25 protein-coding genes are annotated in these 25,120 nt (G+C 67.7%); 17 read left to right on the plus strand and 8 right to left on the minus strand.

Going from position 1 to position 25,120, the window contains the following annotated elements; all coding sequences use genetic code 11:
- Positions 1 to 31 precede the first annotated feature (31 nt).
- Positions 32 to 1,192, plus strand: coding sequence for an acyl-CoA dehydrogenase (locus tag FBY28_RS20215; protein WP_141869085.1), 1,161 nt, complete (start codon positions 32 to 34; stop codon positions 1,190 to 1,192).
- 82 nt (positions 1,193 to 1,274) lie between these two features.
- Here FBY28_RS20215 and FBY28_RS20220 read toward each other — a convergent pair whose 3' ends face one another.
- The 3 genes from FBY28_RS20220 to FBY28_RS20230 all read right to left on the minus strand — a co-directional run bounded on the left by FBY28_RS20220 (position 1,275) and on the right by FBY28_RS20230 (position 4,381).
- Positions 1,275 to 2,072 (minus strand): class I SAM-dependent methyltransferase, encoded by a 798-nt coding sequence (locus tag FBY28_RS20220; protein WP_141869086.1) that lies wholly within the window; start codon positions 2,070 to 2,072, stop codon positions 1,275 to 1,277.
- 91 nt (positions 2,073 to 2,163) lie between these two features.
- A complete protein-coding gene (locus FBY28_RS20225; RefSeq protein ID WP_141869087.1) occupies positions 2,164 to 2,880 on the minus strand; it encodes a TIGR03089 family protein in 717 nt (238 codons plus the stop codon).
- A 1-nt stretch (position 2,881) separates the two neighbouring features.
- A complete protein-coding gene (locus tag FBY28_RS20230) occupies positions 2,882 to 4,381 on the minus strand; it encodes an LCP family protein (protein ID WP_141869088.1) in 1,500 nt (499 codons plus the stop codon).
- 216 nt (positions 4,382 to 4,597) lie between these two features.
- Between FBY28_RS20230 and FBY28_RS20235 the strand changes: the two genes are divergently transcribed.
- The 4 genes from FBY28_RS20235 to manB are packed head-to-tail and all read left to right on the plus strand — an operon-like array spanning position 4,598 to position 8,515.
- A complete protein-coding gene (locus FBY28_RS20235; RefSeq protein ID WP_216847852.1) occupies positions 4,598 to 5,650 on the plus strand; it encodes a glycoside hydrolase 5 family protein in 1,053 nt (350 codons plus the stop codon).
- 5 nt (positions 5,651 to 5,655) lie between these two features.
- Positions 5,656 to 6,513 carry a dTDP-4-dehydrorhamnose reductase gene (rfbD, locus tag FBY28_RS20240; RefSeq protein ID WP_141869089.1) on the plus strand — a complete coding sequence of 286 codons (858 nt, stop codon included), beginning with the start codon at positions 5,656 to 5,658 and terminating at the stop codon, positions 6,511 to 6,513.
- Positions 6,514 to 6,538: 25 nt separating this feature from the next.
- Positions 6,539 to 7,432: a glycosyltransferase family 2 protein gene (locus tag FBY28_RS20245; RefSeq protein ID WP_141870361.1), complete on the plus strand. Its 894-nt coding sequence runs from the start codon at positions 6,539 to 6,541 to the stop codon at positions 7,430 to 7,432.
- A gap of 3 nt (positions 7,433 to 7,435) precedes the next feature.
- A complete protein-coding gene (manB, locus tag FBY28_RS20250) occupies positions 7,436 to 8,515 on the plus strand; it encodes a mannose-1-phosphate guanylyltransferase ManB (RefSeq protein WP_141869090.1) in 1,080 nt (359 codons plus the stop codon).
- Positions 8,516 to 8,526: 11 nt separating this feature from the next.
- Here manB and FBY28_RS20255 read toward each other — a convergent pair whose 3' ends face one another.
- Genes FBY28_RS20255 through cofD form a run of 3 tightly spaced genes read right to left on the minus strand, consistent with a single transcriptional unit; the run spans position 8,527 to position 11,437 of the window.
- Positions 8,527 to 9,114: an NUDIX hydrolase gene (locus FBY28_RS20255; RefSeq protein WP_141869091.1), complete on the minus strand. Its 588-nt coding sequence runs from the start codon at positions 9,112 to 9,114 to the stop codon at positions 8,527 to 8,529.
- Positions 9,111 to 10,454, minus strand: coding sequence for a coenzyme F420-0:L-glutamate ligase (locus FBY28_RS20260; protein WP_141869092.1), 1,344 nt, complete (start codon positions 10,452 to 10,454; stop codon positions 9,111 to 9,113). Before FBY28_RS20260 ends, FBY28_RS20255 begins: the two co-directional genes overlap by 4 nt.
- A complete protein-coding gene (gene cofD, locus FBY28_RS26260) occupies positions 10,451 to 11,437 on the minus strand; it encodes a 2-phospho-L-lactate transferase (protein WP_141869093.1) in 987 nt (328 codons plus the stop codon). The genes FBY28_RS20260 and cofD overlap by 4 nt, the downstream gene beginning before the upstream one ends.
- A 389-nt stretch (positions 11,438 to 11,826) precedes the next feature.
- Between cofD and FBY28_RS20270 the strand changes: the two genes are divergently transcribed.
- Positions 11,827 to 12,171 (plus strand): WhiB family transcriptional regulator, encoded by a 345-nt coding sequence (locus tag FBY28_RS20270; protein WP_286178512.1) that lies wholly within the window; start codon positions 11,827 to 11,829, stop codon positions 12,169 to 12,171.
- A gap of 9 nt (positions 12,172 to 12,180) precedes the next feature.
- On the opposite strand, the gene FBY28_RS20275 is transcribed toward FBY28_RS20270, so the two are convergent.
- Complete coding sequence (locus FBY28_RS20275) at positions 12,181 to 12,645, minus strand: metallopeptidase family protein (RefSeq protein ID WP_090558854.1); 465 nt, start codon at positions 12,643 to 12,645, stop codon at positions 12,181 to 12,183.
- Between the two features lie 108 nt (positions 12,646 to 12,753).
- Here FBY28_RS20275 and FBY28_RS20280 point away from each other — a divergent pair, with 108 nt between their 5' ends.
- The 8 genes from FBY28_RS20280 to alkX all read left to right on the plus strand — a co-directional run bounded on the left by FBY28_RS20280 (position 12,754) and on the right by alkX (position 19,732).
- Positions 12,754 to 13,188: a DUF3499 domain-containing protein gene (locus tag FBY28_RS20280; protein WP_141869095.1), complete on the plus strand. Its 435-nt coding sequence runs from the start codon at positions 12,754 to 12,756 to the stop codon at positions 13,186 to 13,188.
- A 140-nt stretch (positions 13,189 to 13,328) separates the two neighbouring features.
- Positions 13,329 to 14,753, plus strand: a complete 1,425-nt coding sequence (locus tag FBY28_RS20285; protein WP_141869096.1) for a phosphomannomutase/phosphoglucomutase — start codon at positions 13,329 to 13,331, stop codon at positions 14,751 to 14,753.
- Positions 14,750 to 15,820, plus strand: coding sequence for a TobH protein (locus FBY28_RS20290; RefSeq protein WP_141869097.1), 1,071 nt, complete (start codon positions 14,750 to 14,752; stop codon positions 15,818 to 15,820). The genes FBY28_RS20285 and FBY28_RS20290 overlap by 4 nt, the downstream gene beginning before the upstream one ends.
- Positions 15,821 to 15,824: 4 nt before the next feature.
- Positions 15,825 to 17,108 carry a mannose-6-phosphate isomerase, class I gene (gene manA, locus FBY28_RS20295; protein ID WP_141869098.1) on the plus strand — a complete coding sequence of 428 codons (1,284 nt, stop codon included), beginning with the start codon at positions 15,825 to 15,827 and terminating at the stop codon, positions 17,106 to 17,108.
- 256 nt (positions 17,109 to 17,364) lie between these two features.
- Positions 17,365 to 18,648: an alkane 1-monooxygenase gene (locus tag FBY28_RS20300; RefSeq protein ID WP_141869099.1), complete on the plus strand. Its 1,284-nt coding sequence runs from the start codon at positions 17,365 to 17,367 to the stop codon at positions 18,646 to 18,648.
- Positions 18,645 to 18,812, plus strand: coding sequence for a rubredoxin (locus FBY28_RS20305; protein WP_353618537.1), 168 nt, complete (start codon positions 18,645 to 18,647; stop codon positions 18,810 to 18,812). Before FBY28_RS20300 ends, FBY28_RS20305 begins: the two co-directional genes overlap by 4 nt.
- A 66-nt stretch (positions 18,813 to 18,878) precedes the next feature.
- Entirely contained in the window at positions 18,879 to 19,058 is a 180-nt protein-coding gene (locus tag FBY28_RS20310; RefSeq protein ID WP_019514708.1) for a rubredoxin, read from the plus strand.
- 41 nt (positions 19,059 to 19,099) lie between these two features.
- Positions 19,100 to 19,732, plus strand: coding sequence for a TetR family transcriptional regulator AlkX (alkX, locus tag FBY28_RS20315; RefSeq protein ID WP_141869100.1), 633 nt, complete (start codon positions 19,100 to 19,102; stop codon positions 19,730 to 19,732).
- Here the strand turns inward: alkX and FBY28_RS20320 are convergent.
- Positions 19,710 to 21,014, minus strand: coding sequence for an MFS transporter (locus FBY28_RS20320; RefSeq protein ID WP_141869101.1), 1,305 nt, complete (start codon positions 21,012 to 21,014; stop codon positions 19,710 to 19,712). The two genes, alkX and FBY28_RS20320, sit on opposite strands and share 23 nt — an antisense overlap.
- 288 nt (positions 21,015 to 21,302) lie before the next feature.
- Here FBY28_RS20320 and ahcY point away from each other — a divergent pair, with 288 nt between their 5' ends.
- From ahcY to FBY28_RS20335, 3 genes are all read left to right on the plus strand, one after another.
- Positions 21,303 to 22,763, plus strand: coding sequence for an adenosylhomocysteinase (gene ahcY / locus FBY28_RS20325; RefSeq protein ID WP_141869102.1), 1,461 nt, complete (start codon positions 21,303 to 21,305; stop codon positions 22,761 to 22,763).
- 178 nt (positions 22,764 to 22,941) lie between these two features.
- A complete protein-coding gene (locus FBY28_RS20330; RefSeq protein ID WP_216847854.1) occupies positions 22,942 to 24,249 on the plus strand; it encodes a lipase family protein in 1,308 nt (435 codons plus the stop codon).
- A 41-nt stretch (positions 24,250 to 24,290) separates the two neighbouring features.
- A complete protein-coding gene (locus FBY28_RS20335; protein WP_160145514.1) occupies positions 24,291 to 25,109 on the plus strand; it encodes a tetratricopeptide repeat protein in 819 nt (272 codons plus the stop codon).
- Positions 25,110 to 25,120 lie beyond the last annotated feature (11 nt).

Genomic DNA, 25,120 nt, shown 5'->3' on the forward strand with positions numbered 1-25,120 from the left:
AAGGTTACTGGCGAGTAGCGAGGAGATCCCCATGGTTGCCAACCCGTCCTTTGACCTGTTCCAGCTCTCCGACGAGCACAACGAGTTGCGCACCGTGCTGCGCGACCTGTGCGAGAAGGAAATCGCGCCGCATGCCGCCGATGTGGACGCCAAGGCGCGCTACACCGACGAGGCCCTGGCAGCGCTGGATTCTTCCGGCTTCTCGGCCGTCTTCATCCCCGAGGAGTACGGCGGCCAGGGTGCCGACGCGGTCGCGGCGTGCATCGTCATCGAAGAGGTCGCGCGGGTCTGTGCGTCGTCCTCGCTGATCCCGATCTGCAACAAGCTGGGCACCACCGGCCTGCTGATGCGCGGGTCCGAGGAGCTCAAGGCCAAGGTGCTTCCCTCGATCGCCGCGGGCGAGGCGACCGCCTCCTACGCATTGAGCGAGCGCGAGGCCGGTAGCGATGCCGGCGCCATGCGCACCAAGGCCGTCGCCGACGGCGACGACTGGATCCTCAACGGCACCAAGTGCTGGATCTCCAACGGCGGCAAGTCCACCTGGTACACCGTCATGGCCGTCACCGACCCCGACAAGGGCGCCAACGGTATTTCGGCGTTCATCGTGCACAAGGACGACGAGGGTTTTTCCGCCGGGCCCAAGGAACACAAGATGGGCATCAAGGGATCGCCCACCACCGAGCTGTACTTCGAGAACTGCCGTATCCCCGGCGATCGGATCATCGGCGAGCCGGGCACCGGCTTCAAGACCGCGCTGGCCACCCTTGATCACACCAGGCCCACCATCGGTGCGCAGGCCGTCGGCATCGCCCAGGGTGCGCTGGACGCCTCGATCGCCTACACCAAGGAGCGCAAGCAGTTCGGCAAGTCGATCGCGGACTTCCAGAACACCCAGTTCATGTTGGCCGATATGGCGATGAAGATCGAGGCCGCCCGGCTGATGGTCTACACCGCCGCCGCCCGCGCCGAGCGTATGGAGCCCAACCTGCAGTTCCTGGCCTCGGCCTCGAAATGCTTCGCCTCCGATGTCGCCATGGAGGTCACCACCAACGCCGTGCAGCTGTTCGGCGGGTACGGCTACACCGTCGATTTCCCGGTCGAGCGATTCATGCGCGATGCCAAGATCACCCAGATCTACGAGGGGACCAACCAGATCCAGCGCGTCGTGATGAGCAGGCAGTTGTTGAAGTGACCCCGCCGACCTGAGTCGGCGCCGACCGGCCGGTTATTGCACGCTTTCCTCGAAAGGGCGTGTGATAACCGGCCATTCGCGTCTAGCGCCCCTTGGTGATCTTGCGGTAGGTGCTGCGCAGCGTCTCGTTGCGCCGCGCGATGTGCACCGGGTGCTTGGGCACCGGCACCAGGACGCTGACCGGATGGCCGACGAAGGACGACTCGAACACGGCGGTCATGGTTCTGCCGCGGTAGGCGGCGTCCAGGACCTGCCGGTAACGCGGGGCGTGTTCGGGCTGGGTGAACAGCACCTTGTTGTAACCGATGTAGAAGGGCACCAGGGCGCCGCCCTGCTCCAAATAGTGCACGGTGCCCACGCAGACACCCGGCCACTGCTGGTTGAAGACATCGTCGGCGATCACGACGCCACCCTCGGTCAGGCTCTTCTCGGCCAGTCGCATATCGCTGAGCACGATCTCCTGGGTGTGCCCGCCGTCGACGGAGAACAACCGCACCCCGGACATCTCGGCGATCTCCCCCGGGGAGATCTGGGTGGAGTCACCCTGGTGGATGATCAGGCCGTTCCGGTCGGTCCACGAATCCAGGTGCGCCAGGAATCGGTCCCGATCGCCCTGGCCGGATTTGTCGATATTGGCGTCCTGATCCTCGAACAGGTCGATCGCGATGGCCGCTTCGCCGGGCTGCTGGAGCAGCTTCATGGCGATGAAGAGCTGCCCGTGATGCACGCCGATCTCGGCGATCGGACCACCGATGCCTGCCGTCCGCTGATACTCGTCGACGGCCTGCAGCAACCCGATGGCAGCGGTCTCCGTATAGCCCTGCACCCGGCGATGCCCGATATGGCGATATGCAGCGAACTTCAGGCCATTGCGTTCCACGTGTCACAGGGTACTCATTGCGGGTGCAAAAGACCCGTCACGCGCAAATATTGACGCTCGGGGTACTTCCCGGCCTGCTGCGCACGGCGGGTCAGCCGCGGGTCACCTTCTCCATCTCGCGTCGGCGATCGAGGCGCTCGGCGTCGGGGTGGACCACCAGCACCAGCGACGATCCGGCGGCCAGCACCGACAGCAGGTGCTCCTCGACGTCGCCGGGGGTGTTCCAGGATGCGGTCGAGAGCACCCGGTCCCGGTCGGTCAGACCCGCTCGTGCGGCGGCCGCGGTGGCGGCGGCCACCACCTGCGCCGGGCTGCGTCCGGCCAGTGCCGGCCCCGGCGCGCGCTCGGGCACGATCTGGTCGCCGTGCACCCGCACCGAGGTCGCATAGTCGGTGACGCCGATCGGCAGGTCCGTGACCGGCTTACCGAACGGATCGAGCGAGAACGCCACCACTTCTCCGGTCCCGACGATCGCGTCGGCCTCGTCGAGCCGGTCGGCGGTGCACAACGCGATATCGGCGTCCCCGGCATCGGCCCCCAGCACCGCCTCGGCACCGATCCACCAGATGCCCAGCAGCACCGCGGCGGTCTGCCAATGCGCGGGCAGCAGCACCGCGATCCGGCTGCCGGGGCCGGCGCCGAGCTCGTCGCGCAGCAGGTTGGCGGTCTTGGCGGCCCAGTTGGCCAGCGTCACCGCGGACAGTTCGATGCGCTCGCCGGAGGCGTCGTCGTAGTAGGTGATCCGAGGGCCCACGGGGTCGCGCTTGAGCAACGGATCGAGCAGGGCGGCGCTGACGGTGTCGGTCACCTCAGTTCACACACTGGGGGTCATCGGAGCCCGCGGTGATGATCGGCGACGGCGGCGGGGCAGCGGTCTCGCTGGTGGTGACCAGGTCATCGCCCTGATAACCCTGGTACCAGTCGCTGCCCGCGGGATCTGCCGTTGAGGTGGTGCCCTCCAGCCCGGAGCCCGGGCCGGAGTAATCGTCGGACAGCACGACCTGCACGGTGTCGGGCGCCAGCGAGGGATCCTCGACGACGGTCAGATTACCCAACTTCTGCGAGACGGCCTGTGCGCCGAGATCATCGACGCTGGGCGCCCTGACCATGCTGTTGGCGACGCGCTCGCCGTCGTGGTTGCCCACGTTGCCGGCGGTGAATCCGCCGCCGGTCAGCACCTGGGAGACCGCGGCGGCCAGACCGTTGATATCGGTGTCGTTGACCACGTCGACGGTGGTTTTCTCGGGTGAGTACGCGACCTTCTCGGTGTTGCCCTCTTCCTGCTCGTTGAGCAGGCTGTCCACCCACTGCTTGACCTGGTCCTGGTCGATGCGGACGACGGACTGCATACCGTCGTCACTCCAGCCGTCCTCGCGCAGGATCGGAATGGTGGCGAAGGCGACCGAGCCCGCCGCGACATCCTGGAGCTGCTTGATGAAATCCATGATGTCCCAACCATCGGAGAGCACGACCGAACGCTGCACCGCGGTCTGCAACCGGTTCAGGGTTGCCGGGCTGGACAGGGTCTTGCCGGAGATGACCTCATGGGCCAGGGACGCCATCACCACCTGCTGGCGGGTCACCCGGTCCAGATCGCCGCGCGGCAGATCGTGGCGCTGACGCACGAAGCTCAATGCCTGCGGACCGTCCAGCTGCTGCCAGCCCGCCGGGAAATCGGCACCCGAGAGCGGTTCGTAGACCGGATTCTTCAGACAGACATTCACCCCGCCCAGGGCATCGGTGATCAAGCTGAAACCCAGCAACCCGATCTCGGCGTAGTGGTCCACGGTGACGCCGGTGAGGTGCGCGACAGTCTTGATCAGCGCCTCCCGCCCGGCCTCGGTGCCTTCCTTCTCACCCTCGACCGGGTCCATGCCCTCGACCTCGATGAGTTGCTTCATCTTCGCCAGCCGGGCGTCGCCGTAGACCCCGTTGATCTTCATCTTGCCCTCGTTGTCGGGCAGTTCGACGTAGGTGTCGCGGGGGATGGAGATCGCGGTGGCCGACCTCCCGTTGTTCGGGATGCGGATCAAGATGATGGTGTCGGTATTGGTGGCGACATCGTCTCCGACGCGCAGGGTGGCCAGTTCCTCCGGCGAGAGCGGATTCCCGTGCGCGTCGGTGCGGCTGTCGACGCCAACGAGCAAGATGTCGATGGCGCCGTCCTCGCCGCCGCCGCCGAGGGCCGCCGAGTTCACGTGGTGGATACCGTCCTCGAACGAGCGGACCGTGCTCCAGGCAACCCCGGTGGACAACACGACCGCGACCGCGGCAGCCACGCCAACGGTCCTGGTCAGCCGATTCTGCATCTGCCCAGGCTACTGTCCGCCGCTTCGATGTCCGTCCAGGCGCGTCGGCGTGCCAACCGGTCCGTACCGCATCCCACGCTCGCCCCGGCCGGTAACGGGAACCACTCAGCGAACGAAAGATCGTGTACAAACCGATTACGGCCGACATCGGCGTTCACCGTCCTGGGCAGGGCGTTCGGTCCGAGAGTGCACAGGAGGTCCGGTAAATTGACCGGTATGCGGAAAACAATGGGCAGGGTCTTCGGCCGTGCGGCGGTAATGGTCGCTCTGGTCGCGTCGATGGTCGGAGTGAATCCGGCCACGGCCGGCGCGGTGGTGGCCCCGGCCGACGGGTACGGATTCGCCCAGGGCTACACCTGGGCCACCGGTAACCCGGCGGATTCGGCCCGCGAGATCGCCGCGGTCGGCAAGACCACGGCGACCTGGGTGCGGCTGCCGCTGGACTGGGGGATCGTCGGAATCGGCCCCGGTCAGTACAACTGGGGCTACTTCGACAACCTGGTCAACGCCGCCAGCGCCAACGGACTGCGGATCCTCGGTCTGATCTCCAACACCCCGTTCTGGGCCAGGACCGATGGCGCCCAGAAGTTGTTCCCGTCGGCGCCGCCTAAGGACTACGGCCAATTCGGCGACTTCGCCGCGGCCGCCGCCAGCCGGTACGCCGGTCGCATCAACGCCTGGGAGATCTGGAACGAGCCGAACCTGCCGCTGTTCATGGGGTTCGCCGACAACAAGGCCGTCCGCTACACCGACATGCTCAAGGCCGCCTACCCGGCCATCAAGCGCGCAAACCCCGGAGCCACCGTGGTGGCCGCCGGCCTGAGCCCGCTCGCCGGTCCCGATTCACCCCCCGGATTCCTGCAGCAGATGTATGACGCCGGCGCCAAGGGGTCCTTCGACGCCGCCGCCGCCCACCCCTATGTCTTCCCCGGTGGACTGGCCGCCGACAGCAACAACGGCTGGTCCGATGTGCTGCGCATGCATGACGTGATGGTCGCCAACGGCGACGGCGGCAAGAAGATCTGGCTGACCGAGATGGGGGCCTCCACCAGCGATATCCCCGGTGACGGCGTGAGCCAGCAGGAGCAGGCCAAGCAGATCGTCGACGTGCTCGGTGCCGCGGCCGCGGTCGGCTGGGCCGGGCCGGCGTTCATCCACGCGGTGCGTGATCTGGACACCGGTAACCGCAACGACCGGGAGGCCAACTACGGCGCGTTGCTGACCACCGATTGGCAGCCCAAGGTGGCCGCCGGCGTCCTCGCCAAATAGCGCGGGTGACCGCCCGGATCGTCATCACCGGTGCGGGTGGACAGGTCGGACGGTGCCTGGCCGGTGTGCTCACCGGCCAGGGCCGTGATCTGCTCGCCCTGACCTCCGCCCAGTGGGATATCACCGACCCGGCCGCCGGGCGTGATCTGCTGGTCGCCGGCGATGTCGTCGTCAACTGCGCGGCTCTCACGGCCGTCGACATCGCCGAGGCCGACGAGTCGCGTGCCCACGCCGTCAACGCCGCGGGCGCCGGCCATGTCGCGCGGGCCTGTGCGGCCGCCGGGGCGCGGCTGATCCACATCTCCACCGACTATGTGTTCGGCGGGGCCGCGACGCCCGGGCAACCGCGGCCGTTCGAGGTCGACGATCCGCCCGCTCCGGTCAGTGTCTACGGCCGCAGCAAGCTCGCCGGCGAGCATGAGGTACATGCCGCGCTGCCGTCGGCGCAGGTGGTGCGCACGGCCTGGGTGTACACCGGATCCGGTACCGATTTCGTGGGCACCATGCGCAGACTGGCCGCCGAGCGCGACACCGTCGAGGTGGTGGCCGACCAGACCGGTTCGCCGACCTACGTGGCCGATCTGGTCGAGGCGCTGCTGGTGCTGGCCGACGATCCGGATCCCCGGCCGGTATGGCATATCGCGAACACCGGTCCGGTCAGCCGGTACGAATTGGCACGGGCGGTGTTCGCCGGTATCGGCGCCGACCCGGACCGGGTTCGGCCGGTGACCACCGACAATCACCCCCGTCCCGCGCCGCGGCCCGTCTACTCGGCGCTGTCGACGGCCCGGTATGACGCTGCCCACACACCGATGCGGTCCTGGCAGGACGCCCTGACCGCCGCCTTGACGGCGCTGGGATAGAACCGGTTATCTACGAGCGTGCGTGATGAACTGGCTGGGCAGCGTGGCTGACGAACTCACCGTGGTGACGGTGACATATTCACCGGGACCGCATCTCGACCGCTTCCTGGCCTCGCTCGCACATGCCACCGAACGCCCCGTCACCGTCATCATGGCCGACAACGGGTCCACCGACGGGGCGCCCGAAGAGGCCGAGCAGCGTTATCCGAACGCGGTGTTGCTGCGCACCGGCGGCAATCTGGGCTACGGCACCGCCGTCAACCGCGCGGTGCAGAAGTACGTCACCGACGGCGACTGGTTCATCGTGGCCAATCCGGACGTGCAGTGGGGACCGGGCAGCATCGACGAGTTGTTCGCAGCCACCGAACGCTGGCCAGATGCCGGTGCCCTCGGCCCTTTGATCCGGGACCCCGACGGCACGGTCTACCCGTCGGCGCGACATCTGCCGAGCCTGATCCGCGGCGGTATGCACGCCGTGGTCGGGCCGGTGTGGAAGTCCAATCCGTGGACGGCGGCGTATCGCCAGGAGCGGCTGGAACCCAGCGAACGGCCCGTCGGATGGCTCTCCGGTGCGTGCCTGTTGTTGCGCCGCAGTGCATTCGACGGGATCAACGGGTTCGACGAGCGGTACTTCATGTACATGGAGGATGTGGACCTGGGGGATCGGCTGGCGCTGGCCGGATATCAGAACGTCTACGTCCCGACCGCCGAGATCCTGCACGACAAGGGACATTCCACCGGTCGCGACCCCGCGCGCAATCTGGCCGCACATCATCGCAGCACCTACACTTTCCTGGCCGATCGGCATCCGCGGTGGTGGCAGGCCCCGCTACGGTGGACCATCAAGGGTGCGCTGGCGACCCGAGCCGGCCTGGTGGTCCGCAATTCTCGACGTAAGCAGGCGAAAGGACGGCACTGAGCAATGGTCAATCCCGCGGAGGTCGACGCCGTCATCCTGGTCGGTGGCCAGGGCACCCGGTTGCGGCCGCTGACGCTGTCCGCGCCCAAGCCCATGCTGCCGACCGCCGGTCTGCCGTTTCTGACCCACCTGCTCTCGCGCATCGCCGCGTCCGGCATCCGTCATGTCGTGCTCGGTACCTCGTACAAGGCCGAGGTGTTCGAGGCCGCCTTCGGCGACGGATCGAAGCTGGGTCTTGAGATCGAGTACGTCGTCGAGGAGGAGGCGCTGGGCACCGGCGGAGGTATCGCCAACGTCGCGGACAAGCTGCGCCATGACACCGCGTTGGTGTTCAACGGCGATGTACTCTCCGGTGCCGATCTGGGGGCGCTGCTGAACTGTCACGCCGAGCACGATGCCGATGTGACATTGCATCTGGTGCGCGTCAGCGATCCGCGCGCATTCGGTTGTGTGCCCACCGACGAGAACCAGCGGGTGACGGCCTTTCTGGAGAAGACCCAGGATCCGCCGACCGATCAGATCAATGCCGGCTGTTATGTGTTCCGCCGCAGCGTGATCGACGAGATTCCCAAGGGCAGGATGCTCTCGGTCGAGCGCGAGGTTTTCCCAACCCTGTTGGCCGAGGGGCGCAAGGTGTGTGGCTATGTCGACGCCAGTTACTGGCGCGATATGGGCACCCCCGACGACTTCGTGCGCGGCTCGGCGGATCTGGTGCGCGGTATCGCGCCGTCGCCCGCGCTGCAGGGCCAGCGCGGTGAATTCCTCATCCACGACGGCGCTGCGGTGGCGCCGGGAGCGTTGCTGATCGGTGGCACCGTCATCGGCCGGGGCGCCGAGATCGGCGCGGGCGCACGGCTGGACGGCGCGGTGATCTTCGACGGTGTCCGGGTCGAGGCCGGTGCCGTGATCGAACGCTCGATCATCGGTTTCGGCGCCCGCGTCGGACCGCGCGCCCTGATCCGCGATGGTGTCATCGGTGACGGTGCCGATATCGGGGCACGGTGTGAACTGTTGCGCGGTGCCCGGGTGTGGCCCGGTGTGACGATCCCCGACGGCGGCATCCGCTACTCGACCGACGTCTGAGCGCGCCGGCACTACGGGTTCGTCGGGGCCTCCGCCGTTTCGGCGCCATGTCCCGTGGTCTCGGCGACCCGGTGTCGCGCGGCCCTGGCCAGCGCGTCAAGTGACGGGTCGCCCGGCGGCATGGCCTCCAGCGGCCACCAGCGCAGATCCAGTGACTCCTCGCTGCGGGTGGCCTCGGCGCCTGCCGGAGCGCGCACCACGAACTGCAGATCCAGATGCCGGGTGGGCTCGCCGAGTGAGCACGTGAGCGGATGCACATGTATCGCAACGAGTTCCGGGTCGATCCGCAGGCCGTCGATACCCGATTCCTCGGTCGCCTCGCGCAGTGCGGCGGCCACGATATCGGAATCGCCATCCTCGCAGTGCCCACCCAGTTGCAGCCACCGGCCCACCCGGGGGTGCAGCGTCAGCAGGGCCTGGGTGCCGCTGTGGTCGAGCACCAGCGCCGAAGCGGTGATGTGCCCGGGAACGCAAGATCGCCGGCAGGCGTCGGGACGGGCCAGCACGAATGCCAGCACCGCGTGGCGCAGCGCGTCTTGAGTGGAATCGTTTGGCCGCCAACCGGTCAGGGCGTCGACCACGGAGGCGTGCAGATTCATCGCTCGACGAGCAGGCCGTCGGTCGACGCCGGCTCGCGTGCCGGCTGCGGCTCGGCCGGGTAGCCGATTGCGATGGCCCCCAACGGTTCCCAGTCCTGCGGCGTGGACAGCTCGCGTCGGGCGATATCGGGGGCGAAGATCGTCGAGCCTACCCAACAGCTGCCGATCTCGCGTACCGCCAGCGCCACCAGCAGCGCCTGGACCGCCGCCCCGGCGGCCACCGTGAACATCGTGTGTTCGGCGGCCTTGCGCGGTGCGTCGGGGTAGCTGTGCGCGCCGTCGGGCACCATGAACGGGATGACCAGTTCGGGTGCGTCGTAGAGTAATCGGCCCCGTTGCGCGCGGCGTGCGGCGTCCTCGGGGGAGCGGCCGTCGCCGATGAGGTCGGCTTCCCAGCGCGCCCGCATCGCCTCCAGCAGCCGGGTGCGCGTCGAGTGCTCGCGCACCCACACGAATCGCACCGGTCGGGTGTGATGGGGTGCGGGTGCCGTCAGCGCCTCGGCGACGGCGGCCTCGATGAGAGCGGGCGGCACCTCTGCGGTGTCGAAGGTCCGTACCGACCGGCGCAACAACTGCGCCTGGTGGCGGCCGAGTTCGATGGCCTCGGCGGTGCCCAGCCAGAACAGGTCGTCGCGCCCGCTGCGCACCAGGGTGCGGCCGTTGGAGCCGTCGTCGTGCACGGTCAGCCCGCGGACCACCGCCGCCGGTATCCCGGTGAGCTTGCCCTTGACCAGATCTGCCGCGGCGGCGAGTTCGTCGGCCACCGCGATCTCGGTCACCACCAGCTCGTTGCCGTGCACATCGTGAGCACCGGCATAGCCGTGCAGCACCGTCAGTCCGGCGGCGCCGATGGCCACATCGGTCTGCCCGTTGCGCCAGGCGCGTCCCATGGTGTCGGTGACGACGACGCCCACCCGCACGCCGAGGTGCGTCGTCAGACCGTCGCGCAGGGCGGCGGCGCTGGCGTCGGGATCCACCGGTAGCAGGGCCAACTCGGCGGCGTCGACATTCGAGCCGTCCACCCCGGCGGCGGCCTGGATAAGCCCGATGGCGTTCTCGGTGATCAGCGTCTTGCCCTTGCGGGCGAGCACGCGCACAGCCTCGTCATCGATAAGCTTGCGGCGCAACGCATCCCGTTGGTCGGGATCGGTGGGTGCGGCGACAATACGCCCCTCTGCCTTGGACAACACCTTGCTGGTGATGACGAGCACATCGTCATCACGCAACCACGGTGCGGCCCCGGCCACGGCCGCGGCCACATCATCACCGGGCCGGAACTCACCGAGACCGGTGACGGGGATGATCTCGAGGCCACCCGCGCTGCCGTGCTCGGCACTCACAGCGTCAGCCCCGCCAGGTTCAGCCCGGCGCGCACCATCTCGGCGGTCACGGCGGGTTCGGACATGAGCAACGGGGCCTGGGCGACGGTGACGCCGTCGATCTGGGCGCTGTCGCCCTGATCGATCAACCAGCCGTCCAGGATGCCGACGCCGCTGCGTGCGCCGTAGTGCCGTCCAACGGCTTCCGAGGACGATTCGACACCGATCACAGACAGGCATTCGTCGGCCATGCCGCGCAAGGGCTTTCCGGCGATGATCGGGGAGTAGCCGATGACCGGCGCCGGCGTGGAACGCAGCGCGGCACGGATCCCGCCGACGGTGAGGATGGAACCGATGCTGACCACCGGGTTGGACGGGGCGACCAACACCACGTCGGCACCGGTGATCGCGTCGACCACGCCGGGTGCGGCCGTTGCCTTGTCCGAACCCACGAACGCGAAACTGTGTGTCTGCACCTTGGCGCGGTAGCGCACCCACCACTCCTGGAAGTGGATGGCCTTGCGCTCCCCGTCGGGATCGGTGATCACCACGTGGGTCTCGCTGCGGTCGTCGCTGGCCGGTAGCAACTGCGCCCCGGGTTGCCATCGTGCGCACAGCGCCTCGGTCACCTGCGACAGCGGGTAGCCCGCCCGCAGCATCTGGGTGCGCACCAGATGGGTGGCCAGATCGCGGTCGCCGAGCCCGAACCAATCGGGCTGCACGCCATAGGCGGCCAGTTCCTCCTTGGCGTGCCAGGTTTCGTCGCGGTGCCCCCAGCCGCGTTCGGGGTCGATGCCGCCGCCGAGGGTGTACATGCACGTATCGAGGTCCGGGCAGATGCGGACGCCGAACATCCAGGCATCGTCACCGACGTTGACCACTGCCGTCACCTCGTGCACAGGTGTGCCGGAGGGGTCGGCAAACTGGCCCAGCCGCAACAGATGCTGGACCCCGAGCAGGAACCGGGCGCCGCCCACGCCGCCGACCAGAACGGTGACCTTCACGGCTTCAAACCCTAGGCCAGTCGACCCGACGCGTCGTCGCCACCCGGGGTGTGGCGAACACGCCGGAACATGGACACGCCGGATCTACGTCACGAGATGGTATGAAAACTAGCCATTCCGCTTGACCGAGACAGCTAACAAGTGTCTAATCACATCAGTGTCATTCCTGGTTCGCCTCCGGTTGCGGTGGCGCAGACCGACATTCGATCGTCTGTTCGAATGGGATGGCTGGACATCACAATAGTGATAGCTGGGGTAGTGCTGGTGGGGTTTGCGTTTTCACGATCCGGCAGGGGCTCCACCCGTGGGGAACAATCAAGTAGGTGAGGAGGCGGAACATGTCTTTTGAGCAGGTCGATCTCGACCGCGTGCTCCGGTTCGACAACCGGATGCTCGGTTCAGTGGGCAGCGCACCGCACACCGCTGCCGGTCCGGAATCCAACGATGTCATCGCACGTCCGCAGCTGAGCCTGGTGTCTGACCGCGCCGAGCTCGCCGTGCCGTCCGACGACGATGACGATCAGTGGCAGGAGCGTGGCCTCTGCGCGCAAACTGATCCCGAGGCGTTCTTCCCCGAGAAGGGCGGCTCGACGCGCGAAGCCAAGCGCATCTGCCAGGGCTGCGAGGTGCGTGATCGCTGCCTGGAGTACGCCCTGGCCAACGACGAGCGATTCGGCATCTGGGGCGGACTGTCCGAGCGCGAGCGTCGCCGCCTCAAGCGCGGCATCATCTGACGCTGTGCGTCAGGCGTCGTCGGCCGGTGCGTCGATGACGTCGGGATCCACTCCCAGATAGGTGGCCACCTGCGCCACCAGAACTTCGTGAAGCAAGTCGGCGAGTTCGTCGGTGTCTTTGGCCCGACGCTCGATCGGCTTGCGGAACAACACAATTCGTGCCCGCGTGGAGTTGCCGCGGACATCCACCCCCGCCGGGATCAGTCTGGCAAGGGCGATCGGCCCGTCGGCGACGACCTCGGGCGGCCACTGCACGCTCTCGGGATCCTTCGGTGCGATGCGGGGTATCTCGTCCACCGCCACGTCCAACGTCGCGACCCGACTGTGCCACCGGCGTTCGATCGGTTCGTAGGCTTCCAGGACCGCCATGTCGAATCGCTCGGCGCGGCTACGCCAGCCGGGGACGGTCGGCGGCAACAACGGGCCGCGCATTCCACGCCCGCGGCGTGATCGGAGATGGTTGCGCTGCGCCACGGGACAGATGGTAACGGTTGATCATCAAGCGGTAACGGTTGGAGATCGGCGGACCGCGGCGCGCGTGTCCGGACCCCCGCGGCGGGCCCACACGATAATCTTCGGGGCGTGAACGTTCCCCGTCGCTGCTGCAGGCCCGGGTGCCCGCACTACGCCGTGGCGACGCTGACCTTCGTCTATTCGGACTCGACAGCGGTCGTCGGGCCGTTGGCCACCGTCTCCGAGCCACATTCCTGGGACCTGTGCGTCGTGCATGCCGGACGCATCACCGCCCCGCGTGGGTGGGAACTCGTGCGCCACGCCGGCCCGCTGCCGGCCAACCCCGACGAGGATGATCTCGTCGCGCTCGCCGATGCGGTCCGCGAGGGACGCGAGGGACGCGAGGGAATGGCCTCCACGGTCAACGGCGTCACCGCCGGATTCTCCGATCCCACGACCGGTATGCCCGGAGGTGCGTTGATGGCGCCGCCGGTCCGTCGGCCCGAACCCAACGGGCGCCGGCGCGGCCATCTGCGGGTTCTCCCGGATCCGCCGTCGGAATAGCCCGGTCAGGGTCGGCCGGAGGTAGCCGCACCGCGTTCACTGAGGCGGGACCCGCCGCGGCGCGCAGGGCGAGCCACTAGGCTGGCTTGCAGAGCTGTCCCTTCAGAGATTCCCCGTCGACCGAGAGAGCGAGGAGAGCCATGTCTCGGCCCGCTGAGGCTGTCCACGCCGTCATCAAGGCCTACGACGTGCGAGGTCTGGTCGGAGAACAGATCGACGAGGGATTCGTCCGCGATGTCGGCGGGGCGTTCGCCCGGCTGGTCCGCGACGAGGGGAATCGCTCGGTGGACAAGGTGGTGATCGGGCACGATATGCGCGCCAGTTCGCCCGCGCTGTCGGACGCGTTCGCCGAGGGTGTGACCGCCCAGGGTCTCGACGTGGTGCGGATCGGGCTGGCCTCGACCGACCAGCTCTACTTCGCTTCCGGCCTGCTGGACTGTCCCGGTGCGATGTTCACCGCCAGCCACAACCCGGCCGCCTACAACGGCATCAAACTGTGCCGTGCGGGGGCGAAGCCGGTGGGCCGCGAAACCGGCTTGGCCACCGTCGCCCAAGAGGTGATCGACGGTGTACCCGCCCACGACGGCCCCACCGGAACCGTCACCGACCGCGACGTGCTGGCCGAATACGGCGACTTCCTGCGCTCACTGGTGGACCTCGCCGAGCTGCGCCCACTGCGGGTGGCCGTCGACGCGGGCAACGGCATGGGCGGGCATACGACTCCGGCCGTGCTCGAGTCGATCGCCGGGATCACCGTGCTGCCGCTGTATTTCGAGCTCGACGGAACGTTTCCCAACCATGAGGCCAATCCGCTGGACCCGGCCAACCTGGTGGACCTGCAGAAGCATGTGCTGGACACCCGCGCCGATATCGGATTGGCGTTCGACGGTGATGCCGATCGCTGTTTCGTCGTCGACGAGTTGGGCAGGCCGGTGTCTCCCTCTGCGGTGACCGCATTGGTGGCCGGCCGGGAACTGGGCCGCGAGATCGGCGCCACGGTCATCCACAACCTCATCACCTCGCGCGCGGTGCCCGAATTGATCATCGAACGCGGTGGGACGGCGGTGCGTTCGCGCGTCGGCCACTCCTATATCAAGGCACTGATGGCCGAGACGGGTGCCATCTTCGGCGGCGAGCATTCCGCGCACTATTACTTCCGTGATTTCTGGGGTGCCGATTCCGGTATGCTCGCCGCGCTGCACGTGCTGGCCGCGCTCGGGGAACAGCAACGTCCGCTCTCGGAGCTGATGGCCGACTATCAGCGCTACGAGGCCTCCGGGGAGATCAACTTCACCGTCACCGACGCTCCGGCCACGGTCGACGCCGTGCTGACCGCTTTTGGTAGCCGCACTCAGTCCCTCGATCATCTGGACGGGGTGACGGTGGATCTCGGTGCGGGGCGCTGGTTCAACCTGCGCACCTCCAACACCGAGCCGTTGTTGCGGCTCAACGTGGAGGCGCGCACCACCGACGAGGTGGCCGAGGTGGTGGATGAGGTGGCTGCGCTGATTTCGGCGCAGACCGACGACGGTGGTCGGCTGCAGGCCAGTGAGCCCGCGCCATGACCGCCCGGGCCGCCACCATTGACCTCGACGATGTCGAGGGACTGCTGGCTGCCGACCGGGACGGATTGTTGCGGGCGGCCGCGATGGCCGGCGCGCAGGTGCGCGCCATGGCGGCCGCGGTGGGCGAGGGCGCACTCGAGCAGGTGCGTGCCGACGGTCTTGCGCGCACCCTGATCTGGGTGGCCGACGGCGGCCCGGCACGTGCGGCGGGCACGATGCTCGCGGCCGCGCTCGCCGGGGCGACGGCGGTGCCGATCGTGGTGGCCGCCGAGGTGCCGCCGTGGACGGGCGCGCTGGATGTGGTGGTGGTCGCGGGCGCCGACGCCGGTGACCCGGCGCTGGTTTCGGCTGCGGCCACGGGTGTGCGACGGGGTGCACGGGTGGTACTGGTGGCCCCGTACGAGGGCCCGCTGCGCGAGGCGACCGCGGGCCGGGCCGCCGTGCTGGCTCCGCGGCTGGCGGTGCCGGAAGAATTCTCGTCGACCCGTTATCTGGCTGCCGGAGTGGCGATCCTGGCGGTGCTCGACCGCGGGCTGCGGGTCGACATCGACGCCCTCGCCGACGAACTCGACGCCGAGGCGTTGCGTAACAGCGCCGGCCGCGAGCTGTTCACCAACCCGGCCAAGACACTGGCCGAGCGGCTGACCGGACGCGAGGTCGTGTTGGCTGGCGACAGTGCGGCGACGGTGGCCCTGGCCCAGCACAGTGCGACGGTATTGCTGAAGGTGGCGAGTCAGGTGGTCGCCGCGGTCGGGTTGACCGACGCCCTCGGCGCGCTGGCCCGCCTCGACGCCGCCCCCGTGGACTACGAGACCGCGCTGTTCCACGACGAGGAGCTCGACGGTCCGCTGCCGTCGCGGGTGCGCACGCTCGTGCTGACCTCCGATGCCCAGCGTCCGGCGGTGGTCGCCCGGACCGAGGGCTTCCCCGATCTCGACGTCGTCAGCGCCGACGATGTGCCCGACGCCGCGCCGTCGGCCGTCGGCAGCCGTCCCGAACAGCAACTGGCGATGGTGGCGGTGCGGTTGGAGATGACGGCCGTGTACCTGCGATTGGCGCGAGGTTGACAGCGTGAACCTGCTCCGTGGAGCCATCCGGAAGTATGCCTGGGGATCGCGGACCGCGATCGCCGAGTTCACCGGAAGGCCAAGTCCGACAGCGAATCCCGAGGCCGAGCTGTGGCTGGGTGCCCATCCTGGTGATCCCGCGCACTGCGCGACGGCCGCCGGTGAGCGCTCGCTTTTGGAGATGATCACCGCTGACCCGGAGGGTCAGCTCGGCAGCCGAGCCAGGGCGCGGTTCGGTGACGCACTGCCGTTCTTGGCCAAGGTGCTCGCCGCCGACGAGCCACTCTCGCTGCAGGCGCATCCGAGCGCCCAGCAGGCCGTCCAGGGCTTCGAGCTGGAGAATCACCTGGGCATCCCGGTCAACGCGCCGACCCGCAATTACCGCGACCGCAGCCACAAGCCCGAGATCATCATCGCGCTCGGGACGTTCGAGGCGCTGGCCGGGTTCCGCCCGGCCGCCAGGACCGCCGAATTCATGCGCGCCCTCGAGGTGCCCGCGCTGGATCCGTTCATCACCCTGCTCACCGACCAGTCCGACGCCGACGGTCTGCGCGCACTGTTCACCACCTGGATCACGTTCCCGCAGCCCGATCTCGACGTGCTCGTCCCCTCGGTGCTCGACGGGGCCATCAACTACCTACGTTCCGGTGCGACCGACTTCCATGCCGAGGCCAAGACGATCCTGGAACTGGGTGAGCGGTATCCCGGTGACGCCGGCGTGCTGGCGGCGATGCTGCTGAACCGGATCACATTGGCCGAGGGGGAAGCGATCTATCTTCCCGCCGGTAACCTGCACGCCTACCTGCACGGTATCGGGTTCGAGGTGATGGCCAACTCCGACAACGTATTACGCGGCGGTCTGACACCCAAGCACGTCGACGTGCCCGAACTGCTGCGGGTGCTGGATTTCACGCCCACCGACGATGCGCCGATCCTGCCGCGGCTCGAGCACGGTGGCGTCGAACTGGTCTATGACACCCCGGCCACCGAGTTCGCGGTCTCGGTGCTGCAGTTGGACGGTGATCGGTTGGGTGTCGAGGTCGACGTGCCTGCCGATCACGAGGGCCCGCAGATCCTGTTGTGCATCGACGGCACCGTGCGCGTGCACGCCGAGGCCCACGAGGACAAGGGCGACACCAGCTCCGAGGACGACACCAGCTCCAAGGATGACGACAAGGCCGTCACGCTGGCCCGCGGCGCCTCGGCCTGGGTCGCCGCCGACGGCGGCCCGGTGCGGCTGTCCGCCGACGAACCGGCCCGGTTGTTCCGGGTGACCGTCGGCATCTGACGACTCAGCGCGGCTGTCCCGTCCGGGGGGTCGGTGATCGACCCAGCGGTGCCCAATCCATCGGTGCCCAATCCAGCGGTGCCCAACCCATGAGGTGTGAGCCGTCTTCGGCATGCCCGAAACGGCCACTGCCTGCAGGGCGTGGCCCTGCACCGGCGCCGATTTGTACAAATCAGTGCAATTTGTCTAGACGTCAGACAAACAACGATCTATAGTCAAGTCTGCACGTGACAGTCCTCACAGAGGGGTAGGGCAGATGACATCGCAGATCGACCACGGGGCCGTGGATGTTCCCGCGACCGAATGGCGTGACCGCAAGCGGTACCTGTGGCTGATGGGGTTGATCGCCCCGACGGCACTGTTCGTGATGCTGCCGCTGGTCTGGGCCTTCAACAACGTCGGCTGGCATATCGCGGCGCAGGTCCCGTTCTGGGTCGGCCCGCTGTTGGTCTATGGACTGTTGCCGATCCTGGATCGCTTCTTCGGCCCGGACGGGCAGAACCCGCCCGATGAGGTCATGGAACGCCTGGAGAACGACAAGTACTACCGGTACTGCACCTATGCCTACATTCCCTGCCAGTACGCCAGCGTCATCTTCGGGGCGTACCTGTTCACGGCGACGGACCTGAGCTGGCTCGGCTTCGACGGTGGCCTCGGCTGGCCGGCGAAGATCGGGCTCGCCCTCTCGGTGGGTGTGCTCGGCGGCGTCGGTATCAACACCGCGCACGAGATGGGCCACAAGAAGGACTCGCTGGAGCGCTGGCTGTCCAAGATCACCTTGGCGCAGACCGGATATGGGCACTTCTACATCGAGCACAACCGCGGTCACCACGTTCGCGTCGCCACCCCGGAAGATCCGGCCTCGGCGCGGTTCGGCGAGACCTTCTGGGAGTTCCTGCCGCGCAGCGTGTGGGGCAGTCTCAAGTCGTCCTGGGAGTTGGAGGCCAAACGGCTGGAGCGTGCCGGGAAGTCCACGTGGCATTGGTCGAACGATGTGCTCAACGCCTGGGCGATGTCGGTGGTGTTCTACGGCGCCCTGCTGGCGATCTTCGGTCTCGGGTTGATCCCGTACATCCTGATCTCGGCGATCTACGGCTTCGCCCTGCTGGAGACCGTCAACTACCTGGAGCACTACGGTCTGCTGAGGCAGAAGCTGGAGTCCGGCCGCTACGAACGGTGCGCCCCGTCGCACAGCTGGAACTCCGATCACATCGTGACCAACCTGTTCCTCTACCACCTGCAGCGGCACAGCGATCACCACGCCAACCCCACCCGGCGCTATCAGACGCTGCGCAGCATGGACGGCGCACCGAACCTGCCCAGCGGTTACGCCTCGATGATCGGGCTGACCTACTTCCCGCCGTTGTGGCGCAAGGTGATGGATCACCGGGTGCTGGCCCACTACGACGGTGACATCACCCGGGCCAACATCCATCCGCGGATGCGGGACAAGGTGCTCGCCAAGTACGGGGCAGGAGATGTGGGGGCACCGTCCGCGCGAAGCGCAGGGGGACCCTCGCGCGACGAGCGGAGGGCATGAGCGTGGCCGCCTACCGTTGCCCTGGCTGCGATTTCGTCTACGACGAGGCCAAAGGCGCTCCGCGCGAAGGCTTTCCGCCAGGCACCAACTGGGACGCGGTACCCGATGACTGGACCTGCCCGGACTGCGCGGTCCGCGAGAAGGTCGATTTCGAAGCCGTCTGAGACCGGCTGGGAGCATCGAGACCAGACCATCGACACCAGACCATCGACACCGACGGAAGGAATGACATGGACTACAAACTGTTCGTCTGCGTGCAATGCGGATTCGAGTACGACGAGGCCAAGGGCTGGCCCGAGGACGGTATCGCGCCGGGCACCCGCTGGGAGGACATCCCCGAGGACTGGAGCTGCCCCGACTGCGGTGCGGCCAAGTCCGATTTCGACATGGTGGAGATCGCCCGGCCGTGACGGTCGCAACGGATCGGCGCGAAAGTTATAGGGTCGCGGTCATGAACGCACCGCGGTCCGGCGCCACCCGCGTGCCGTATGCGGAGGCATCGCGGGTGCTGCTGCGCGATTCGATCCTCGACGGCATGCGCGAGATGCTGCTGGTGCGCGACTGGTCCTCGATCACGCTCACCGATGTGGCGCGGGCCGCGGGCATCAGCAGACAGACCATCTACAACGAGTTCGGCTCACGACAGGGCTTGGCGCAGGGGTATGCCCTGCGGCTGGCCGACCGCCTGGTCAACGCCGTCGATGCGGCCATCGCGAACAACATCGGGCAGGTGTACGAGGCGTTCCTGGAGGGCTTCCGGGCCTTCTTCTTCGAGTCCGCGTCCGATCCGCTGGTCATCTCCTTGCTCAACGGTGAGGCCAAACCCGACCTGCTGCAGATCATCACGACCGACAGTGGGCCCATCATCAGCCGCTGCTCGCAGCGGCTGACCTCCACCTTCCAGAGCAGCTGGATCAAGGCCACCGACGAGGATGCCGGGGTGCTTGCCCGCGCCATCGTCCGGCTGGCGATGAGCTACGTGTCGATGCCGCCGGAGGCCGATCATGACGTCGCCCGCGATCTGGCCCGCCTGATGTCCCCGTTCGCCGAGCGCTACGGCGTCATCGACCCGGGACCGCAGTGACGCCGTCGAGGCTCTCGTGGTCCGGCCGCACGATGAATCTGCGGTAACGCAGGAACAGTGCGATCGCGGTCACCGCGATCAACCCGCTCAACAGGTGTGAGGCGTGGTAGCCGCGCGCGGACACCACGGCCCCGGCGATCACATTGCTCAGCGAGGCCCCCACACCCTGCACCGTCATCACCGCGGCGAAACCGACGTTGAAGCGCCCGGTGCCCGCCAACAGTCGCTCCACGGCGACCGGGGTGACGATGCCGACCAGGCCGGCGCCGACCCCGTCGAGCATCTGCACCGGGAAGATCGTCCAGAAGCCGGGAACGGTACCGGCGATCAGTCCGCGGACCGGCAGCGCGCACAGGCCGATGAGCAGCACCGTGGACAACCCGAAACGCCGGATCGCCGCCGGCGCCGCGACCGCGGCGGCGATCATCGACACCTGGGCCACCCCGGTGATGATGGCCGTGGTGCGAAACGGGGTGTCCAGTTCGATGGCGAAGTCCTGGGCGATCAGCCTGCTCATCGGCGCATTGCCGAAGTGGAACATCAACAACACCAGCGCCAACACCACCAGCCCGGGTGTCGTGACAAGTGTCCGCAGGCCCGACGGACGTTCCCCACCGCCACCGCCACCGCCATCGCCATCGCCATCGCCATCGCCATCGCCATCGGGACCGGCGAGGCCGCGCGCGGTGTCGTGGTCGATGTCCGACGCCGAGACGCAGAACGCGGCCAGCACCGCACCGGCGGCGGTCACCAGCATCAGCCCGATGATCGCCCGATCCCCGTAGAGCGAGACCAGGACGAAGACCGCGGTCAACGAGGCCACGTTGCCGACATGGTTCCAGAATTCGTTGCGGGCGACCTGCCTGCCGAAGACCCGTTCGCCGACCAACCCCAGGGTCAGGCCCATCATCGCCGGGCCGATGACGGCGCCGACGACCGCCGTGCCGACCTGGCCCACCCACACGATCGGTCCGGTCGGGGCGATCAGGGTCAGCAACGCGACCGCCGTCACCACGACCACCGGACCGGCGACCAGCGCGCGTTTGCGCCGGGATCCGTCGACCAGCGCCCCGAACAGCGGCGTGACCACCAGCCCGATCAATCCGCCGGTGGTGGCGATCGCGCCGAGCGCCACCGACGACCAGCCGCGGGTGGCGAGAAAGGCGTCCAAGAACGGGCCGAGGCCGTCGCGGGCGTCGGCGAGGAAGAAGTTCAGCACGGCCAGCGATATCAGCGACCGGCGTACGGTGTCGCCGTCGCGGGTGGCCGGGTGAGCACGCATGGTCGACCTCCCGCTCTGTGCTGAACGCGAGCGGCTTGGTACCCCGGCGCGGATACGCCGAAACCGCATCGCAGACCGTCGGCGTATCCGCCGACGGGGGACGGGGTTGGACAGCGGCGTTTTCGGCTACGGTGTAAGGCGATACCCCGTAGCTGGCAGAGCGCCGTCGATGATCCGTTGGCCCTGTCCCGCGAGCCCGCAGGCTACGGGTTTCGGCATGGCCCGCGCCGTATCGTGCAGGCCTGCCTCCAGTGATGACGAACGACACAAAAGGGGCTCTGACCACTTATGACTGCGTTGACCGCCGATGTCCGCAACGGCATCGACTACAAGGTCGCCGACCTTTCGCTCGCCGAATTCGGCCGCAAGGAGATCCGTCTGGCCGAGCACGAGATGCCCGGTCTGATGGAACTGCGCCGCGAGTACCACGACGTGCAGCCGCTCAAGGGCGCGCGCATCTCGGGTTCGCTGCACATGACCGTGCAGACCGCCGTGCTGATCGAGACGCTGGTTGCGCTCGGTGCTGAGGTGCGCTGGGCGAGCTGCAACATCTTCTCCACCCAGGACCATGCCGCCGCCGCGATCGTCGTCGGCCCGCACGGCACCGTCGACGAGCCCAAGGGCACCCCCGTCTTCGCCTGGAAGGGCGAGACGCTGGAGGAGTACTGGTGGGCCGCCGAGCAGATGCTGACCTGGCCGAACGAGCCGGCCAACATGATCCTCGACGACGGTGGCGACGCCACCATGATGGTGCTGCGCGGCGCACAGTACGAGAAGGCCGGCGTCGTCCCGCCCGCCGAAGAGGACGACTCGGCCGAATGGAAGGTCTTCCTCGGCGTGCTGCGCGAGCGCTTCGAGACCGAGAAGGACAAGTGGACCAAGATCGCCGAGTCGGTCCAGGGTGTCACCGAGGAGACCACCACCGGCGTGCTGCGGCTGTACCAGTTCGCCGCCGCAGGTGAACTGGCCTTCCCGGCCATCAACGTCAACGACTCGGTCACCAAGAGCAAGTTCGACAACAAGTACGGCACCCGCCACTCGCTGGTCGACGGCATCAACCGCGGCACCGATGCCCTCATCGGCGGCAAGAAGGTGCTGATCTGCGGTTACGGCGATGTCGGCAAGGGCTGCGCGGAGTCGCTGGCCGGTCAGGGCGCCCGCGTCCAGGTCACCGAGATCGATCCCATCAACGCCCTGCAGGCGCTGATGGACGGTTATGACGTGGTGACCGTCGAGCAGGCGATCGGCGATGCCGACATCGTCATCACCTCGACCGGTAACAAGGACATCATCACCCTCGACCACATGAAGGCGATGAAGGATCACTCGATCCTCGGCAACATCGGCCACTTCGACAACGAGATCGACATGGCCGCCCTGGAGCGCTCGGGTGCCACCCGGATCAACATCAAGCCGCAGGTGGACGAGTGGACCTTCGGTGAGTCGGGCAAGTCGATCATCGTGCTGAGCGAGGGCCGCCTGCTCAACCTGGGCAACGCCACCGGGCACCCCTCGTTCGTGATGAGCAACAGCTTCTCCAACCAGGTCATCGCGCAGATCGAGCTGTGGACCAAGAACGACGAGTACGACAACGAGGTCTACCGCCTGGCCAAGCACCTCGACGAGAAGGTCGCCAAGATCCACGTCGAGGCACTCGGCGGCACGCTGACCAAGCTCAGCAAGGATCAGGCCGAGTACATCGGCGTCGACGTCGAGGGTCCGTACAAGCCGGAGCACTACCGGTACTGATCGCTCGACCCAACTGAAGTAGCAGTAGACGCCGCGACGGCCGCATGTGCCGTCGCGGCGTCCTGCTGTCCGGGGTGATCCGCGGCGGTGGAGCGCGCCGGGGGCGTTACACCTTGGCCGTCGGACGAAACGTAACGAATCCGTGGTCAATCGGCGACCTCTTTGTTACTGTCCGGTAGTGATTCGGGCCGGGGCGCTGTTCGTCGTGATGTCCTTCGGGGTTGTCATCGGTTGTCTGACAAGCGGATTGGCTCATGCCGATGACTGGTATCCGTACTACAACGAAGACGAATACACCGCCTTCTACACCCCACCGAATCCGTTGCCGGATGTGCCGCCGGGTGCGCTCGTGCGCACCGAACCGTCCCGGCTGGTGCTCGAGCCGTCCGGCCAGCTCGGCCACATCATGGCCAATGGCACCCGCATCATGTATCGCAGCACCGACGGGCGCGGCAACCCGGATGTGGTGACCGGCACCTATTTCGAGCCGTGGGCGCCGTGGCCCGGCCGGGGTCCGCGGCCGCTGATCGTCTACGGCCCCGGCACCCAGGGCCAGGGGGACCAGTGCGCACCGTCGCGGGGGTTCAACCAGGGCATTCACTGGTCGCCGTATCTGGACTTCACCTTCAACTACGAGGAGATGTTCGTGGCGACCATGGTCGCGCGCGGCTTCGCCATCGTGATGACCGATTACGAGGGCCTGGGCACCATCGGGGTCACCCACACCTACGTCAACCGGCTGTCCCAGGGACAGGCGATGCTCGACGCGGCGCGCGCGGCGCAGGCGTTGCCCGACACCTCGCTGCCCCCCGACGGTCCCGTGGCGTTCTGGGGCTACTCCCAGGGTGGCGGCGCGGCCGCCTCGGCGGCCGAACTCGCCTCGGCCTACGCCCCCGAACTCGATATCGTCGGCACCTATGCCGGAGCGCCGCCGGCCGACCTGGCCGCACTGATCCCGTTCGCCGATGGCAGCGCGCTGGTGGGGGTGATCGGCTACGCGCTCAACAGCGTGTTCCAGACCTACCCGGAGGTGGCGGGCAAGATTCGCGGACTGCTCACCCCGCGCGGGATGGACTTCGTGGACAAGACCAGAGACCAGTGCGTCCCGGAGACGCTGACCAAGTTCATGTTCCGGCATCTGCAGCCCTACTTCAACGGCCCGATCGACGTCCTGCTGACCGACCCCCAGTTCCGCGGGCTGCTCGACCTGCAGAAGCTGGGCACGCTCAAACCCGATGCGCCCGTGATGATCAACCACAACCGGTTCGATCCGCTGGTGCCGTATGCGCCATCGGTCCAACTCGGCAAGGACTGGTGCGCCAAGGGGGCCGACGTCGAGTTCCGCACCAACGAGCAACCGCCTTTCCTCAACAAGGCCGTCGTCAACCACGCGCTGCCGATGCTCGTCGACGGTGAGCCCGCGATGCAGTGGATTGCCGACCGCTTCAACGGGGTGCCGACCAGACCCAACTGCGGCCAGTTCTAAGGTCGTGCGGACATCGGAATCGGCGACACCGTGGGGGATCAGTGGCTGACGATATCGCCGCCAGGGGGACACAGGCGTTGACGCTCTACGGTCAGGGCCGGGTGCAGGAGGCGCTGACGCTGGCGTGGCAGACCGCCGCCGCCCACCCCGATTCGCCGCTGGCGCAATACACCTACGCCAGCCTGCTGCGGGAGGCCGATCGGCACGCCGAGGCGTTGGCCGTGGTCGACCAGGCACTGCGGCTGTCCCCGGCCTCGGCGGATGCCTGGGTGCTGCGTGGTGACCTACAACAGAAGGTGAGCGGACTGGCCGCCGCCGAACCGGACTACCTGGCGGCGCTGCGGATCGATCCCGGGCATGGGCTGGCCATCCACAATCTGGCGGTCAGTCGGTTGCGGTGGGGCACCAACACCGCGGCGTTGCGTGGTCTGCTGCAGGCCATGCGGTGTGATCCCGGACTGGCGCAGACGGCGCTGGGCAACATCGCGCTGGCCATCACCCGCGTGCTGCGGATGGCGACGGCGTCAACGGTGCTGCTCGCCGCGGCGATGTTCGCCATCTTCACGCTGCACGAGCAAGGCCAATCGACAGTTCTGGCAAGGGTTTTCACCGCAATCCTGGCCGCGGCGCCGATTGCGGCGGTGTGCTGGACACTGCGGATGGTCCCGTCGGCGGTCTTGCGGGCGGCGTCGGCCCGCCACATTCTCGTGGCGCTGCGGTTGATCTTCCTCACCCTGGCGGGTGCCTGCGGGCTGGTGGTCGCGGTGCTCGGTGCGACCTCGCTGACCACCGTCGTGCCCGCATTGCTGTTGTTCGCGATGGTGGGGCTGACGATCCTCGGATGGGTGTTCGGCGGGTAGCGCGTCGGCTA

Source organism: Arthrobacter sp. SLBN-53 (genome assembly GCF_006715585.1).
Classification (GTDB): domain Bacteria; phylum Actinomycetota; class Actinomycetes; order Mycobacteriales; family Mycobacteriaceae; genus Mycobacterium; species Mycobacterium neoaurum_A.

Coding starts and splice junctions, on each gene's coding strand:
- FBY28_RS20215 (WP_141869085.1), top strand. CDS start 32: ATGGTTGCCAACCCGTCCTTTGACCTGTTCCAGCTCTCCGACGAGCAC.
- FBY28_RS20230 (WP_141869088.1), bottom strand. CDS start 4,381: ATGCAGAATCGGCTGACCAGGACCGTTGGCGTGGCTGCCGCGGTCGCG.
- FBY28_RS20235 (WP_216847852.1), top strand. CDS start 4,598: ATGCGGAAAACAATGGGCAGGGTCTTCGGCCGTGCGGCGGTAATGGTC.
- FBY28_RS20245 (WP_141870361.1), top strand. CDS start 6,539: ATGAACTGGCTGGGCAGCGTGGCTGACGAACTCACCGTGGTGACGGTG.
- manB (WP_141869090.1), top strand. CDS start 7,436: ATGGTCAATCCCGCGGAGGTCGACGCCGTCATCCTGGTCGGTGGCCAG.
- FBY28_RS20255 (WP_141869091.1), bottom strand. CDS start 9,114: ATGAATCTGCACGCCTCCGTGGTCGACGCCCTGACCGGTTGGCGGCCA.
- FBY28_RS20270 (WP_286178512.1), top strand. CDS start 11,827: ATGCTCGGTTCAGTGGGCAGCGCACCGCACACCGCTGCCGGTCCGGAA.
- FBY28_RS20285 (WP_141869096.1), top strand. CDS start 13,329: ATGTCTCGGCCCGCTGAGGCTGTCCACGCCGTCATCAAGGCCTACGAC.
- FBY28_RS20290 (WP_141869097.1), top strand. CDS start 14,750: ATGACCGCCCGGGCCGCCACCATTGACCTCGACGATGTCGAGGGACTG.
- FBY28_RS20300 (WP_141869099.1), top strand. CDS start 17,365: ATGACATCGCAGATCGACCACGGGGCCGTGGATGTTCCCGCGACCGAA.
- FBY28_RS20305 (WP_353618537.1), top strand. CDS start 18,645: ATGAGCGTGGCCGCCTACCGTTGCCCTGGCTGCGATTTCGTCTACGAC.
- FBY28_RS20310 (WP_019514708.1), top strand. CDS start 18,879: ATGGACTACAAACTGTTCGTCTGCGTGCAATGCGGATTCGAGTACGAC.
- alkX (WP_141869100.1), top strand. CDS start 19,100: ATGAACGCACCGCGGTCCGGCGCCACCCGCGTGCCGTATGCGGAGGCA.
- FBY28_RS20320 (WP_141869101.1), bottom strand. CDS start 21,014: ATGCGTGCTCACCCGGCCACCCGCGACGGCGACACCGTACGCCGGTCG.
- ahcY (WP_141869102.1), top strand. CDS start 21,303: ATGACTGCGTTGACCGCCGATGTCCGCAACGGCATCGACTACAAGGTC.